The organism is Bacillus cereus group sp. MG16 (assembly GCF_040459875.1).
Lineage (GTDB): Bacteria > Bacillota > Bacilli > Bacillales > Bacillaceae_G > Bacillus_A > Bacillus_A paranthracis.
Genome location: NZ_JARVHE010000001.1, coordinates 3,525,296 through 3,541,302, shown reverse-complemented (window position 1 = coordinate 3,541,302; position 16,007 = coordinate 3,525,296). Strand labels below are relative to the sequence as shown.

Genomic DNA, 16,007 nt, shown 5'->3' with positions numbered 1-16,007 from the left:
ATGCTATATATGAATAGAGGTAGGGATGTTATGAGCAAGTTTACAGTAGCTTCTAATGGTTCATTAGAAACGACATTAAGAGGAGTAGAAGTATTATCAACACCACTTTTAAATAAAGGGGTCGCTTTCACGCAAGAAGAAAGAGAAGAATTAGGTTTAAAAGGGTTATTACCGCCAGCGGTTTTAACATTGGAAGAACAAGCACGCCGAGCATACGAACAATTTTGTTCTCAGCCGGATGATTTATTAAAGAATGTATACTTAACAGCGTTACATGATCGAAATGAAGTATTATTTTATCGTATTTTAACGGATCATTTACGCGAAATGTTACCAATCGTATATACACCAACTGTTGGTGTAGCGATTCAAAGATATAGTCATGAATATCGTAAACCACGAGGTGTGTATTTATCAATTAACGATCCGTCAGGTATTGAAGAAGCGTTTGCCAATATCGGTGCAACAGCAGAAAATATTGATTTAGTCGTTGTAACAGATGGAGAAGGTATATTAGGAATTGGTGACTGGGGCGTTGGTGGTATTAACATCGCAATCGGAAAATTAGCTGTTTATACAGCCGCAGTTGGAATCGATCCTAGCCGCGTATTACCGGTAATTTTAGATGTAGGTACAAATCGTGAAGAATTATTAGACAATCCATTTTATATTGGAAATCGTCACCCTCGTATAACAGGTGAAGCTTACGATGAATTTATTGATACATTTGTACAAGCGGTAAATAAGCAATTCCCGAAAGCACTTTTACATTGGGAAGACTTCAGTTCTCGTAATGCACGAAAAATTTTAGATAAATATCGTCATGATATTTGTACGTTTAATGATGATATTCAAGGTACAGGTGCAGTTTCGCTTGCGGCTGTATTATCGGCAGTAAAAGCTTCTGGTGTACCGCTAAGTGAACACCGCGTTGTTGTGTTTGGTGCTGGTACGGCTGGAATCGGTATCGCAGATCAAGTTAGAGATGCGATGGTCCGCGTAGGCGTATCAGAAGAAGAATCATATAAGCGTTTCTGGTGTATTGATCGTAACGGATTAGTTACAGATAATATGAAAGATCTTCTTGATTTCCAAATGCCGTATGCAAGAAAAGAAGCGGAAGTAAGTGAGTGGAAGCAAAATGGTGTAATCGGACTTGCTGAAGTTGTGAAACATGTAAAACCGACAATTTTAATCGGTACATCAACTGTTGCAGGCGCATTTAAAGAAGAGATTGTTAAAGAAATGGCTTCTCACGTAGAAAGACCAATCATTTTACCGATGTCGAACCCGACGCCACTTGCTGAAGCAAAACCAGCCGATTTAATCAAGTGGACAGAAGGAAGAGCGTTAGTTGCAACAGGAAGTCCATTTGAACCAGTTACATACAATGGTGTAACGTATGTGATTGGACAATCAAATAACGCACTTATTTTCCCAGGTCTTGGTCTAGGAACAATTGTCGTACGTGCAAGCGTCATGACGGATGGCATGTTCGCAGCAGCAGCTGAAGCAGTTGCGAGCATGGTAGATACAAGTCAGCCAGGAGCACCTATTTTACCAGAAGTTGAAGAGTTACGTAATATCTCGGAAATGGTAGCAATTGAAGTAGCGAAAGTTGCCGTTGCGGAAGGTGTTGCGAGAGAGAACTTAAGTGATAACGATATCAAGATTGCAGTGAAAGAAGCAATCTGGGAGCCGGAGTATCGCCAAATAAAAGCGGTAGAAAAGGTTAGAATATAGAAATAAAGCCCGTTTATAATATAAGCGGGCTTTCACTTTTATTACTGAAAAAAGAGTATAGGAAGTGGCACCTTTGAATTGGAATCAATTATGGAAGAAAGATATATCTCTTTTAATTATATTAATGGTAGTTGTTCCGATTGCTGGAGAGCTTAATTTTCATCCTTTTAATGATACGTTTCGTGTTAGCTTTGGGACGCCGTTATTCTTCTTTTTATTACTATTTTTAAGAAGAATACCCGCAGGAGTTGCAGGTATTGTTGTTGGTATATGTGTAGTCTTATTCCGCGTATGTCTTGACTGGGTCATGCAAGGTTCATTTCAAATGACAGAATCATTTTATTTGCGTTATCCTGTGTTCTTCTATTATTTTATTTATGGCAGTCTTTTTTCACTTTGCAGGGTAAATAAGTTCCATCAGAAACCAATTATTATTGGATGTCTTGGAATTTCAATTGAAATTGTTGCAAGTATGTCGGAACTTGCGTTTTATCACATGTTAGTACTAGGTACAACAATAACAATTTCTGAAGTAAATAAACTCATCATTATTGCTATTTTCCGTAGCTTCTTTGCACTTGGCTTTTTAAATATGATGAATTTATATGAAACGAAATTAAAAGAATCACAAGTTAGAAAAGAAAATGAAAAAATGTTAATGCACCTTTCAAATTTATATGTAGAATCTGTTCATTTGAAAAAAACGTTACAAAATGCAGAATTAATTACACAAGAAGCGTATCAATTATATCGGAATTTACAAGCGAATGATGATTCCAGCAGTAAAACAGCATTGAAAATAGCAGGAGAAGTGCATGAAATAAAAAAAGATAATCAAAGGATTTTTGCAGGATTATCTAAGCTGTTATTAGATAAAAATGTGGCTGAATACGTAGAAGGTCATGAGCTTACAGAAATGATTGTAAGAATAAATGAAAAGTATGCTGAAATGCTAGGGAAAGATATACGTTTCTCTAAACATATAGAAGGCGAGCATGCTGCATATCACGTGTATACAGTGCTATCAATTTTTAATAATTTAGTTGCGAATGCAGTTGAAGCAATTGAAGATAGAGGCCTCATTCGTATTAAGTTATATAAACGAGAGCAACATGTAATCTTTGAAGTAATTGACGATGGCCCTGGTATTGCGCAAAAGTATAAGAAATTAGTATTTAAGCCCGGGTTTACTTCAAAGTATGATCAAACAGGAACACCGTCCACAGGTATTGGACTTTCTTACATAGATGAAATGGTAACAGAGCTCGGCGGAGAAGTAAGGTTAGAAGACAATGAAAATGGGAACGGGTGTAAGTTTATCGTTTGTTTACCGGAGTGCAGTTTAAAGCGGGAAGGGGAATAGGTTTGTTTTATTATATCGTAGATGATGATGAAGTTTTCCGTTCGATGCTTTCGCAAATTATTGAGGATGGCGATCTTGGGGAAGTAATTGGAGAATCGGAAGATGGAGCGTTTATTGAAGCAGAACAGTTAAATTATAAAAAAGTGGACATTTTATTTATTGATTTACTCATGCCGATGAGAGACGGCATTGAAACAGTTCGCCATATAGCATCTTCATTTACTGGGAAAATTATTATGATTTCCCAAGTTGAATCGAAACAGCTCATTGGTGAGGCATATACACTTGGTGTGGAATATTATATTACAAAACCACTAAACAAAATAGAAGTAGTATCTGTTGTACGAAAAGTGATAGAACGTATTCGTTTGGAACGTTCTATATATGACATTCAAAAATCATTGAATAATGTGTTTCAGTGGGAAAAGCCGCAAATGCGTAGTGAAACAGTGCAAGAAGGGAAAAAGATATCAGATTCAGGACGCTTCTTACTATCAGAACTCGGTATTGCGGGAGAGAATGGAAGTAAAGATTTACTTAGTATGCTGGAATATTTATATGGACAAGAAAAGGCGCAAACATTTGAGTTTGGATTTCCTGCTTTAAAAGATATCTTTCACCAAATAACAGTAAAAAAATTAGGGGAACTAGCTTCAGATGCAGATATAGAGAAGGAGAGAAAAGCATCTGAACAACGTGTAAGAAGAGCAATTTATCAATCATTAAATCATTTAGCTTCCCTTGGACTAACAGACTTTTCAAATCCGAAATTTGAAAGTTATGCTCCGAAGTTTTTTGATTTCACTGTAGTTAGAAAACGGATGACAGAAATGACAAAGGATGGGGTAGCGACTTCTGGCCATATACGAATTAATACGAAAAAATTTATTCAAGTGTTGTATTTTGAGGCGAAACGACTGATGGAGATAGAGTGAAAAGGTGCTTATAAATAAGCATCTTTTTTTGTTAAATCAACATTTTATATTTTCTCGTGAAGCATGTAAAATGTTAAGTAAGAGAAAATGGTTTTACATTAAGGAAGTGTCAAAACAATGAGTTTTACATTAAATAAATCGATTATTAAAGAAGTATGCGGAGAAACCTCATATAAAAGAGGCGAAGCTTATTATAAATCAAATAAAGTAATCGTGAATTACTATGATGAAACGAAAGAAATTTGTGAGGCGACGGTAAAAGGGAACGAGGATTTCCATGTTACAGTAGAAAAAGCTAAGAAAGGTGATGTTGTTGCGAGATGTAGTTGTCCTTCGTTAGCATCTTTCCAAACGTACTGTCAACATGTTGCAGCTGTATTGATACAAATAAATTATAACCAGCAAACGGGTGGAATGGGCTCTGTTAGTAGCAGAAATGATCAATTAACAAACGGGATGTTTCAGTTGTTTGCAGATAAACCACTGAGGCCAAAAAGTAAACAACATCGGTTTGATACACGTGAAATATTAGATGTTGCGTTTATATGTTTACCAGTAGCGACGAAAAGCGGTGGGGCTCTTCTTGGAATTCAGTTAAAACTTGCGAAAACATATTTTATAAATCATATTAGAGAATTTCTTTCTAAAGTGGAGAAGAGAGAGACTTTTCATTGTTCCAATGAATTTACATATACGCCAGATGTACACAGTTTTAAACAAGAAACAGACGCGATTATACAACAACTCATTAAAATATATCATAATGAAAAAATGTATGAAGATGCACTAGAAGTACATGCGAAACAAGATGAAAGTATGATATTTATACCGCCAGCTTCGTGGAATGATATGCTCTCTGCACTTTCTAGAGCCGAGTATGTACAGCTGAAACAAAATGAGCAACTGTTTCAGGGATTACACATTTCAAAAGGGTTATTGCCATTACATTTTGAGTTTACGAAAGGGAATAATGGCGGGTTTACCCTTCATATAGACGGTCTAAATCGTGTTCGAGTTATGGAGATGTATAACAACGCTCTTTACGATGGGAAATTATATCATTTATCTATGGAAGATTGTATGCGACTTATTGAATTGCAAAAGATGATGAGTCGCTCAAATAGCAATCAGTTTTATATTTCTGAAAATAAGATGGAACATTTCGTAGCGAAAGTTGTGCCTGGATTAATGAAACTTGGAACAGTGCGCATTGATGAAGTAATATCCGATCGTGTTGAAACGCCGTTGCTAAAAGCAAAGCTGTATTTAGATCGAGTAAAAAATCGTTTGCTAGCAGGGCTCGAATTCCATTATGGAAACGTTGTGATTAATCCGCTAGAAGAAGACGGGCAACCTTCTGTTTTTAATCGTGATGAGAAAAAGGAAAAAGAGATTTTAGACATTATGAGTGAAAGTGCTTTTGCGAAAACAGAAGGTGGCTACTTTATGCATAATGAAGAAGCTGAGTATAACTTTTTATATCACATTGTTCCAACGTTAAAAGGTTTAGTTGATATTTACGCGACAACAGCAATCAAATTACGTATTCATAAAGGGGATACAGCGCCACTTATTAGAGTGAGAAGAAAAGAAAGAATTGATTGGTTATCATTTCGCTTTGATATAAAAGGAATACCGGAAGCGGAAATTAAAGGAGTATTAGTCGCTCTTGAGGAGAAACGTAAATATTACCGATTAGCGAATGGTTCTTTATTATCACTAGAGAGTAAAGAGTTTAATGAAATTAATCAGTTTGTAAAAGAATCAGGTATTCGAAAAGAATTTTTACATGGGGAAGAAGTGAATGTTCCGCTTATTCGGAGTGTAAAATGGATGAACGGACTTCATGAAGGTAATGTTTTAAGTTTAGATGAGTCTGTTCAAGATTTAGTTGAAAGCATTCAAAACCCGAAAAAATTAAAGTTTACAGTGCCGCAAACTTTACATGCTGTAATGAGAGAGTATCAAGTATACGGATTTGAGTGGATGAAGACACTCGCCTATTACCGTTTTGGCGGTATTTTAGCAGACGATATGGGACTTGGAAAAACGCTGCAAAGTATTGCTTATATAGATTCTGTTCTGTCTGAAATTAGAGAGAAGAAGCTGCCTATATTAGTCGTTTCACCGTCCTCGCTTGTTTATAATTGGTTTAGTGAATTGAAAAAATTCGCTCCACATATTAGAGCAGTTATTGCAGATGGAAATCAAACAGAACGGCGAAAAATCTTAAAAGATGTAGCAGAATTTGATGTCGTAATTACGTCATATCCATTACTGAGAAGAGATGTAAGATCGTATGCGAGGCCGTTTCATACACTATTTCTTGATGAAGCACAGGCGTTTAAAAATCCGACAACGCAAACTGCAAGAGCAGTGAAAACAATTCAAGCTGAATATCGTTTCGGACTAACGGGAACGCCTGTAGAAAATTCATTAGAAGAGCTATGGTCTATCTTTCACGTCGTATTTCCAGAATTATTACCAGGAAGAAAAGAATTCGGTGATTTAAGGCGTGAAGATATTGCGAAGCGCGTAAAACCGTTCGTATTAAGACGACTAAAAGAAGATGTATTACAGGAGCTTCCAGATAAAATAGAGCACTTACAGTCATCGGAGTTATTACCAGATCAAAAGAGACTATATGCTGCTTACTTAGCGAAATTAAGGGAAGAAACATTAAAGCATTTGGACAAAGATACGTTACGTAAAAATAAAATTAGAATTTTAGCCGGCTTAACGAGATTACGACAAATTTGCTGTCATCCCGCTTTATTCGTTGATGATTACAAGGGAAGTTCAGCTAAATTTGAGCAACTGTTAGACATATTAGAGGAATGTAGAAGTACTGGTAAGAGAATTTTAATCTTTTCTCAATTTACGAAGATGCTGTCCATTATTGGTCGTGAATTAAATCGTCAAGCAATTCCGTACTTTTATTTAGACGGGAATACACCTTCGCAAGAACGTGTAGAACTATGTAATCGATTTAACGAAGGAGAAGGGGACCTATTCCTCATTTCTTTAAAAGCTGGTGGTACAGGTCTTAACTTAACAGGTGCCGATACGGTTATATTATACGATTTATGGTGGAATCCAGCTGTTGAACAACAAGCAGCAGATCGGGCATATCGAATGGGGCAAAAAAATACAGTACAAGTTATTAAATTAGTAGCACACGGAACAATCGAGGAAAAAATGCATGAACTGCAAGAGAGTAAGAAAAATTTAATTGCTGAAGTGATTGAGCCGGGAGAAGAGAAATTATCATCCATCACGGAGGAAGAAATTCGAGATATTTTAATGATCTAATAAAGAAAGCTATGCCTTCAAATGTATGAGGGCATAGCTTTTTTGTTGTAATAATTATATTTTGTTTTGTACAAAGTAAAGAAATCAAATGTTATTTCAATTATTTCTTTGTACCTTTACTTTTGTATGGTTTTGCAGCTTTCTTTTTCTTTGCGCTTGATTGCCAACGGTTCCATCCTTTACTTCCTGTACCTTGTCCTACACCTTTTTTCGGTTTTGCTTTCGTTTTACTCATATGATCACTCCGTTATATAAAAATCTTATTTGATAATAGTCAATGATTTAGAAAATACTCTTTATAAATGACTATGTTTGTTTTAAGTAAAAACAAACTGCTTGAATGCTATAGTATATCATGAATTTGCAAGTAAACTGAAAGGAATTACAAAGAAAATGAAAATAATACGAAATACTGCGGATTCTATATTTCGGACGATTACATTAATCGTCGTATATACGTTAGTTTCAGTTAGTGAGACGTTTTTTAGAATACCTAGGCAAAAGAAGTAAAGAAGGTATATTGGAAACAATCAATAAAGCCGTAAAATAAAGAATTGAAAAATATTTTAAAACTTTTTGTTGACTTTCTTTATTTTTTGTATAGAATAATCATTAATAAAATGTTTCAGAGATGTGACAACAAAACGACTATGAAAGGACGAGTAGTAGTAGGACGTAGTCTAAGCGAGTCAGGGGTGGTGTGAGCCTGATACGAAGCCTATTATGAAGAACCTCCTGGAGTTGCTAACCGAAATCCTTGATAGGAAAGTAGACTTAGCCGGGAACTTCGCCGTTACAAGAAGAACAGTATCGAGATATTTCATCTCCGTATTGTATAAGTGAGCAACCTCTGTTGCTAATTTGGGTGGTACCGCGGAACCAAAGCCTTTCGTCCCAGTTTTTTGGGAAAGAAGGGCTTTTTTTGTTGGCTTCTTTTCACAACATCCAAACATTTTAGGAGGAAACCACCATGTATCAATCATTAATGACAGTAAGAGAGACTCAAATCGCAATTAAGGAAGTTAAAACATTTTTCGAGGATCAATTAGCAAAACGACTTGAATTATTCCGTGTATCTGCACCATTATTCGTAACGAAAAAATCAGGACTAAACGATCATCTAAACGGTGTAGAACGTCCAATTGAATTTGATATGTTACACTCAGGAGAAGAATTAGAAATTGTGCACTCACTAGCGAAGTGGAAACGATTTGCACTGCATGAATATGGATATGAAGCTGGTGAAGGTTTATATACAAACATGAACGCGATCCGTCGTGATGAAGAACTTGATGCAACACATTCTATTTATGTTGACCAATGGGATTGGGAAAAAATCGTTCAAAAAGAATGGCGTACTGTAGATTACTTACAAAAAACAGTGCTAACAATTTATGGAATATTCAAAGATTTAGAAGACCACTTATTTGAAAAATATCCGTTCCTTGGGAAGTATTTACCAGAAGAAATTGTGTTCGTTACTTCTCAAGAACTAGAAGATAAATATCCAAAATTAACACCGAAAGATCGTGAACATGCAATTGCAAAAGAACACGGTGCAGTCTTCATTATCGGAATTGGTGATGCACTTCGTTCAGGTGAAAAGCATGATGGACGCGCTGCTGATTACGATGATTGGAAATTAAACGGTGATATTTTATTCTGGCACCCAGTACTACAATCTTCATTCGAATTATCATCAATGGGAATTCGTGTTGATAGTAAATCACTTGATGAGCAGTTAACGAAAACAGGTGAAGACTTCAAACGTGAGTACGATTTCCATAAAGGTATTTTAGAAGACGTATTACCATTAACAATTGGCGGTGGTATTGGACAATCAAGAATGTGCATGTACTTCTTACGTAAAGCACATATCGGTGAAGTTCAATCTTCTGTATGGCCTGATGATTTACGTGAAGCTTGCAAGAAAGAAAACATTCATCTATTTTAATAGAAGAGAGAATAGCTTAAAGATAGAGCTATTCTCTCTTTTTTACTGTGTAAACGAATGGTTTACAGTGAGTTTTACTAATAGTTTCTTTCTTTTTCATCTCCTTGTATGTAATAATTTGTTAAAGGAGGGGACGTTATGAGCTTAGGAGAGCAGTTAAAAAAACTACGAGAGTCAAAGGGATTTTCACAAGAGGATGTTGCTAAAAAGATTGGTGTGACGAGGCAAGCGGTATATAAAGTGAAACTTTAATCAGTGGGCGATTTATCCTACTGATTATTAGTTGAACCAATCGGGCTTTTATAGGCAGTTAATCGCATCTAGCTGCCTTGATTATGCTTAAAAGCTTTGATGAGATTTACTGCCTGTTAAAGCGGGGTAAATGCGAAAATAATAAAAGTTGTCCTGATATTGATAATTTGATTTTATTGAGCGAAATGTACAATGTTACGCTCGATGAGTTAATAAAAGGGAATCAAAACATTAAAGAAAAAATACATATTGATGAAGAAAATGAGGATTTTGAGAAAGAGAACGAGTTTGGTTTTTATATTGGATTTGGTTTACTAATTATGAGTGCGTTCATTGATTATGAAAAAATACAGGTGGTTGTATTAGTAATTGCACTATTCATGATGGTTTTTTATTCGGATGTGAAGAAAGTTATTTTGAATGAGTTCAGATCGTTTTTTAAAAGAAAAGATATATATGATAAAAAGTGAGAAGAGTAAGTTATATTTCCTAGGAAAGAGTATAACAAGAAAATAAATTGTTTTATAATGATTTTAGGATATTAATAGTATGTTAAAAAGCTCAAACAAGTATAACCCCGTTCTAAAGCTAGGACGGGGTTCAAAATCTAAGTTTTATTAAGTGTAAAGTTCTTCCAAATATTTTACTTCAGTAAAGGCTTCTAATAAAACATTACTTATTTATTACCGAGTTCTTCCGCTAAACCGATTAAAATGCCTTCAGTTCCACGAATGTAGCAGAGACGGTAAGAGTTCTCGTATTGAACTACTTCGCCAACGAGCTGAGCACCATGCTTAGTAGTAAGCCTAGATACCATTTCGTCAATGTCTTCAACGGTGAACATGACGCGCAAATAACCGAGGGCGTTGACAGGAGCTGCCCGGTGATCTGCTATAGCAGGCGGGGTAAGAAATCGCGAAAGTTCAATGCGGCTATGGCCATCTGGAGTTACCATCATAGCAATCTCTACGCACTGCAAACCGAGTCCAGTTACGCGACCAGCCCATTCACCTTCGACAGTGGCACGCCCTTCGAGTTTTAACCCAATCTCTTCGAAGAAAGAGATTGCATGATCAAGGGATTCTACAACGATGCTAACATTGTCCATTCTGAGTAATTTATTTTTTGACATTGTCTTTATCTCCTTATATGTAAAAGTGTATTATCTAATCATCTTCTTAATTATACTATTAAAAAGTTACAAATTCCTTTCAAACAAAAAATAGCTTGTCACAGTATAGGAAAATGTGACAAGCTGTTTTTAAGTATGTCATATAGTATCTTGTTAACAAACAATACCGCGATTTCCCCGAAAAATGTTTCTACGCTGTATGCTCTTAAAGGGCCCGATCGTTGTATAGAATGAAGTGTATTATTTAAATGATAAATACATTTCTTATTACTCTATATGCAAATAGCTTTCTATTTATATAGGAAGGAAGTAGATTCATATAATTTGTTTTAAGTTTTACTAGTAGAAATTAGCTCATCTGCACTAAAGGCTCAATTTTCGCCATAAATGATTGATGCAGCGCCTCGACACCTGTTACTAAATGCAGGCGGTCAATAACGACAGACACTTTAATTTCTGATGTACTTACCATTTTAATATGAATATCTTCTTCTTTTAAAGTAGTGAACATATTCGCAGCAACACCTGGATTAGATACCATACCAGATCCTACAATTGATACTTTTGCTAAATGATTTTCATATTCTACTGATTCATAGTGAAGTGCCTCTTGATTTTGTTCCAATACTTCTAATGTTTCTCTTAAATCATTAGAATGGATGGAGAAGGAGAGATGAACAGTTCCTTCATTTGTAATACTTTGAATGATGATATCTACATTAATATGTGCCGCTGCTAATGTAGAGAAAACTGTTGAAAGCGAGCCTTGTTCCAATCCTTTCAATGTGATACGTGTAATATTATCTTCAAATGCAATACCTTTAACGATTGATTGTTGTTCCATGTTACATTCTCCTTTTACAATTGTTCCATTTTCTTGTTCCATACTTGAGCGAACTTCTAAAATGACATTATGATTTTTAGCAAACTCAACAGCACGCGGGTGTAATACACCAGCACCGAGGTTTGCAAGTTCTAACATTTCGTCATAAGAAATTTCATCTAATTTATAAGCATCTTTTACAACTCGTGGATCCGTCGTATATACGCCGGTCACATCTGTGTAAATATCACATTTTTTTGCGTTCAGTGCAGCAGCTAATGCAACAGCAGTTGTATCAGAACCACCGCGTCCAAGCGTTGTAATTTCATGGTTTTCACTAACGCCTTGGAAGCCAGCTACGATAACAATCGTACCTTCAGCAAGATAAGATTGAATTCGATCTGTATGAATGTCAGTAATCCGTGCACTATTATGTACAGATTCTGTCGTAATACCAGCTTGCCATCCTGTTAATGAAATTGCGTTATAACCTTTTGCTTGTAGTGCCATCGTTAATAATGAAATAGTCACTTGCTCTCCTGTTGATAGAAGCATATCCATTTCGCGTTTACTCGGATTTTCTGTAATCGCGTTAGCGAGTGCGACAAGTTCATCTGTACTTTTTCCCATTGCCGAAACGACAGTGACGATACTATGTCCTCTTTCAAATTCTTCAATAATTAAATTTGCTACATGTTGAATGCGTTCAACGCTTCCGACAGAAGTGCCACCAAATTTTTGTACAATCGTTTCCATTACGAATTCCTTCTTTCATCCATTTTTAAGAATAGATTAGGACATATATAAATCCCAATATTCCTGTAGTTACCAGAGAAAAACAAAAAACACCATCTCAAATAAGTGAGGATGGTGCTGTTACAGGAAAAGGGAAACAGAAAACGGAGCTAATAAAAAAACCGCCAAAAAAGGAATACCATAAAAATGATATCTCTTTTTTGTAGATAGCTCTTCATACGTACACGTCTGTACATATGACAGTTCTGTTTCTATTCGAAAACAGCCCCAATCGATACATACAGAGAAATATATCGATTTCGGCAATACTTCCTTTCATCTAATTTCATAGACATCTCTGTGTCTCCATTAGAATACTCATAAGTATCGCAACCTCTATCTCACGTTTTAGGCGAGAGTGTTTGATTTATGAAGTTGTTGGTAACATTTGTTTTATAATAATTTAAATTTTTCGAGGAATCAAGTGTTTTATATATATTTTAAAAATTCTATCTTTTTATGAGGGAGTTTGTGAAAAATGTAGCAAAATAAATTTATTACATGTACATTAAAATTATAGTTCATTGGAGGTGGAAGAATGAAAGGGAAAAAGCCTATTTATGTTTCAGCAGAAATGAACACAACAATGGAGAAATTATGGGAATACACGCAAGAACCACATATACATACAGAATGGGATGCCCGCTTTACTGAAATTTCATATTTAGAGAAAAAAGAAGGAGAACCACAGAAATTTTTATATAAAACAAAAATCGGATTTGGACTTGAAATATCTGGGGAAGGGGAATCGATAGGTGAAATAAGAAAAGAAACAGGTGAACGGATTTCTTCTTTAAAATTTTGGACAGAAAATCAATTATCACTTATTCAAATAGGGCGTGGTTATTGGAAGTATACACCTTGTAAAGAACATATTCATTTTGAGACGCAATATGATTATGATACGAGGTTTGGTCGTATAGGGAATGTAATAGATTTCTATATGTTTCGGCCGTTATTAGGCTGGGCAACTGCTTGGAGTTTTGATGCTTTAAAATTATGGTTAGAAAAGGGGCTTCACCCTAGGTTGCTAATTAGAAGAACAATGACATATTGGCTCGTATGTTTTTTATTTGCATTTGTATGGATGTATCAAGGGATCTTCCCAAAAATAATTTTCAGTCATCCAGAAGAGATGAAGATGCTTTCTGCAATTATTGGTTCAACTGGAAATAGTATTGCGATTCTTAAAGTAATAGGGATGTTAGAAATTATTTTTGGTATCATATGGCTATTTCCAGTTCCAAAACAAAAATTATTTATACTACATATTTTTATGTTAATAGCTTTAACGATAGTGGCAGGATTTACGAATATCGTAAGCTTTACAGAGCCGTTTAATCCAATTACATTAAACGTTTTACTAATGGGGGTATCGATTGTCGGTTATATAAATAGTTTTGATTTACCAAGTGCAAAAAATTGCAAGAGGAAGAGAAAGGGATAATGTATGGCTAATATGTATGAAAGACTATTAGGGGATTCTTATAAAAAACTTCATCCAAAATTACAGAAACGCTATGAGATTACAGAAGAAAATAGCTTTACTGGAGAAGGAAAGATGGATGAAATTTACGGAGGTTCTTTTTTCGTAAAATTGATATTAAAAATTGCATCGAAGTTTCGAATGTTTTTCCCTGAGCGTGGGAAGAAAGTGCCATTTACAATACATAATACCGCTGAGCGAGATGAACATGGAAAGGAACTTGTGCGGTGGAATCGAACTTTTTACTTTCGTAATAAGAAAAGATATTTTAATGCGGTAATGAAATTCGATGAAAATGAAATTGTAGATTATTTTGGTGAACCACACATACTTGTTTCTACACTGAATTTTCATATTGATGAGATGGGGGCGATGCATATTTCTTCAAAGAAACAATGGTTTTACATGTTTAGAAGAAAAATCCCGTTACCTAGATTCTTATACGGAGAGGCTAACATTGTAGAAAGTTATGATGAAACAAAACAGTGCTTTCGAATTCATGTACAAGTATGCAATCCGTTAATTGGTTCATTATTTTCATATAGGGGAACATTTGTGGAGAGGAAATAAATGATATGAAAAATATAATAGTTGGGCTTGCTTGTTATATTATTTTTCTAATATGTGAGTGGTCAAATGTAAACCCAGTTGAAGCAATTATTTTATTATCTATTTTGTTATTTATACCGATGTCTTTTTGTATTATTGATAAAAGAGCACGAAATGGATCGTATGTATTATTTTATAAATCCGTATCGTTTTTATATCCGATAGCAGCGATTTGTGCAATGTTAGCTTTCGTAACAAATCAATATATCTTTGCGATAATTTGGTTTGTATATACGGGGATCGTTGCGTTATTTGGTATAAATAGATTACTAGAAAGAGGATGGACACCGTTAGAAGAGACAGCTATCGATAGTGCGTTTATTTATTTGTTTTTAGGTGGTTTTTGGTTTTTTGCTTCTGTAGCAAAACTCTCCATTATGCACTTTAGTTCTGACATCATTTTGCTTACCGCTGCACATTTTCATTACTCTGCATTTCTATTGCCATTATCAGCTGGTTTAATAGGGCGGAAGAGAGAAAAGAGCAGTAAAGTATATGATGCAATTATGTTTACTATAGCCATTTCACCGATGACAGTTGCGATAGGGATTACATATTCAAGGGTATTTGAATTTTTTGCAGTGTGCCTATATTTATGTGCGATTTATGGTTATAGCATTTACGTTTGGAAAGCGAAATTTAATGCTATCAGCGCAAAAATCCTCCTAATCATATCGTCTAGTACACTCATGGTAACAATTATGTTTTCACTTATATATTCTTATGGGAATTTGAAACATGTAATGACGATTACAATTGCTCAAATGGTTTGGATTCACGGTGTTGTTAATGGAATTGGAGTAGCGTTGCCGGCATTTGTCGGCTGGATGATTGAAAAGAGTGTTCCGAACTATAAATATTACGGGAAACCAATGAGCAGATTAAGAGGAAAGGCGACAGTTGGTGAAGCATTTTTGCATAACAGAAATGTAATAGATAGCAAGGAATACAAAGGTTTAGTTGATAAAATGAATGATTTCCATAGTGGGATATTTGATAGGGCCAAGATTCCTGTAAGTATTATTCGTTTTTATGAAAATACAACAGAGTATGAATTACAATCGCATATTAAATGGACTCGTTGGTTCCGCCCAGTAGCATTTTGCTATGAGAAAATAAGTAAGCGTATAAGACAAATACATTTAGGAATGGGCGGCAAGTGGGAACCGATGTATGGCTCTATCGTTGGGGTAATAGATGAGAAGGATGGAAGAGAGAATGTAAGGGCTTGGCTAAGAAAAAATAAAGCAGAAGAATCTATTTTTGTAGCTCTTTACTCAAAGCATATATATAAGAACGAGACATACATGAATATTGCATTACCTTTACACTATTCGAATATGACGGGGATTTTAAAATTACGCAATGATAATAATGATTTAATGATTACTAGTAAGCTAAGAAGAAATGGTAAGGGAGATGAGGGGATCTATTTACATACTCGTTTCTTTACAATCCGTTTACCGTTAGCAGAGACGTTTATTATTAAAAAGGGCACAAATCAAATGTTAGAAGCTAACCATAAAATGTGGATATTTGGAGTTAAGTTTTTAGAAATTGATTATGAGATAAAGAAAATAGAGAGGAAGTAAGAAAAGCTTGG

General features: G+C 35.2%; 12 protein-coding genes, 1 pseudogene, 1 riboswitch and 1 other annotated feature. Of the genes and pseudogenes, 10 read left to right on the top strand and 3 right to left on the bottom strand.

Translation table 11 applies throughout. The features are described 5' to 3' along the window. The first annotated feature begins 30 nt into the window (after nucleotides 1-30). The 4 genes from malS (at nucleotide 31) to QCI73_RS18205 (ending at nucleotide 7,353) form a co-directional block, all read left to right on the top strand. Nucleotides 31-1,743, top strand: a complete 1,713-nt coding sequence (malS, locus tag QCI73_RS18220; RefSeq protein WP_141549043.1) for an oxaloacetate-decarboxylating malate dehydrogenase — start codon at nucleotides 31-33, stop codon at nucleotides 1,741-1,743. Between the two features lie 64 nt (nucleotides 1,744-1,807). Then, entirely contained in the window at nucleotides 1,808-3,106 is a 1,299-nt protein-coding gene (locus tag QCI73_RS18215; RefSeq protein WP_262725946.1) for a sensor histidine kinase, read from the top strand. A 2-nt stretch (nucleotides 3,107-3,108) separates the two neighbouring features. Continuing rightward, nucleotides 3,109-4,041: a response regulator gene (locus tag QCI73_RS18210; protein ID WP_000500321.1), complete on the top strand. Its 933-nt coding sequence runs from the start codon at nucleotides 3,109-3,111 to the stop codon at nucleotides 4,039-4,041. A gap of 117 nt (nucleotides 4,042-4,158) precedes the next feature. Beyond that, entirely contained in the window at nucleotides 4,159-7,353 is a 3,195-nt protein-coding gene (locus tag QCI73_RS18205) for an SNF2 helicase associated domain-containing protein (protein WP_353823490.1), read from the top strand. Between the two features lie 100 nt (nucleotides 7,354-7,453). Here the strand turns inward: QCI73_RS18205 and QCI73_RS18200 are convergent, their stop codons facing one another. Next, nucleotides 7,454-7,588 (bottom strand): DUF3934 domain-containing protein, encoded by a 135-nt coding sequence (locus QCI73_RS18200; RefSeq protein ID WP_000047591.1) that lies wholly within the window; start codon nucleotides 7,586-7,588, stop codon nucleotides 7,454-7,456. A 406-nt stretch (nucleotides 7,589-7,994) separates the two neighbouring features. After that, nucleotides 7,995-8,253: a binding site (T-box leader), on the top strand. Between the two features lie 70 nt (nucleotides 8,254-8,323). Between QCI73_RS18200 and asnA the strand changes: the two genes are divergently transcribed. The 3 genes and pseudogenes from asnA to QCI73_RS18185 form a co-directional block, all read left to right on the top strand. Then, the gene (gene asnA, locus QCI73_RS18195; protein ID WP_353823489.1) at nucleotides 8,324-9,307 is read left to right on the top strand and encodes an aspartate--ammonia ligase; all 984 of its coding nucleotides are present in this window, start codon (nucleotides 8,324-8,326) and stop codon (nucleotides 9,305-9,307) included. Between the two features lie 138 nt (nucleotides 9,308-9,445). Further along, nucleotides 9,446-9,559, top strand: coding sequence for a helix-turn-helix transcriptional regulator (locus QCI73_RS18190; protein ID WP_000051967.1), 114 nt, complete (start codon nucleotides 9,446-9,448; stop codon nucleotides 9,557-9,559). 128 nt (nucleotides 9,560-9,687) lie between these two features. Continuing rightward, nucleotides 9,688-10,029, top strand: a pseudogene (locus tag QCI73_RS18185) (helix-turn-helix domain-containing protein); the annotation flags it as partial. Between the two features lie 206 nt (nucleotides 10,030-10,235). Here QCI73_RS18185 and QCI73_RS18180 read toward each other — a convergent pair. Both QCI73_RS18180 and QCI73_RS18175 read right to left on the bottom strand, forming a co-directional pair. Then, the gene (locus QCI73_RS18180; protein WP_327923139.1) at nucleotides 10,236-10,691 is read right to left on the bottom strand and encodes a VOC family protein; all 456 of its coding nucleotides are present in this window, start codon (nucleotides 10,689-10,691) and stop codon (nucleotides 10,236-10,238) included. 349 nt (nucleotides 10,692-11,040) lie between these two features. Continuing rightward, on the bottom strand, nucleotides 11,041-12,270 hold the full coding sequence (locus QCI73_RS18175; RefSeq protein WP_327923140.1) for an aspartate kinase: 1,230 nt from the start codon (nucleotides 12,268-12,270) through the stop codon (nucleotides 11,041-11,043). A 199-nt stretch (nucleotides 12,271-12,469) separates the two neighbouring features. Continuing rightward, nucleotides 12,470-12,656: riboswitch (Lysine riboswitch) on the bottom strand. A gap of 191 nt (nucleotides 12,657-12,847) precedes the next feature. Between QCI73_RS18175 and QCI73_RS18170 the strand changes: the two genes are divergently transcribed. The 3 genes from QCI73_RS18170 to QCI73_RS18160 are packed head-to-tail and all read left to right on the top strand — an operon-like array spanning nucleotide 12,848 to nucleotide 15,996. After that, nucleotides 12,848-13,756 carry a DoxX-like family protein gene (locus tag QCI73_RS18170; protein WP_353823488.1) on the top strand — a complete coding sequence of 303 codons (909 nt, stop codon included), beginning with the start codon at nucleotides 12,848-12,850 and terminating at the stop codon, nucleotides 13,754-13,756. A 3-nt stretch (nucleotides 13,757-13,759) separates the two neighbouring features. Further along, nucleotides 13,760-14,365, top strand: coding sequence for a DUF4166 domain-containing protein (locus QCI73_RS18165; protein WP_070805725.1), 606 nt, complete (start codon nucleotides 13,760-13,762; stop codon nucleotides 14,363-14,365). A 5-nt stretch (nucleotides 14,366-14,370) separates the two neighbouring features. Further along, nucleotides 14,371-15,996, top strand: a complete 1,626-nt coding sequence (locus tag QCI73_RS18160; RefSeq protein ID WP_353823487.1) for a YndJ family protein — start codon at nucleotides 14,371-14,373, stop codon at nucleotides 15,994-15,996. Nucleotides 15,997-16,007: the final 11 nt, after the last annotated feature.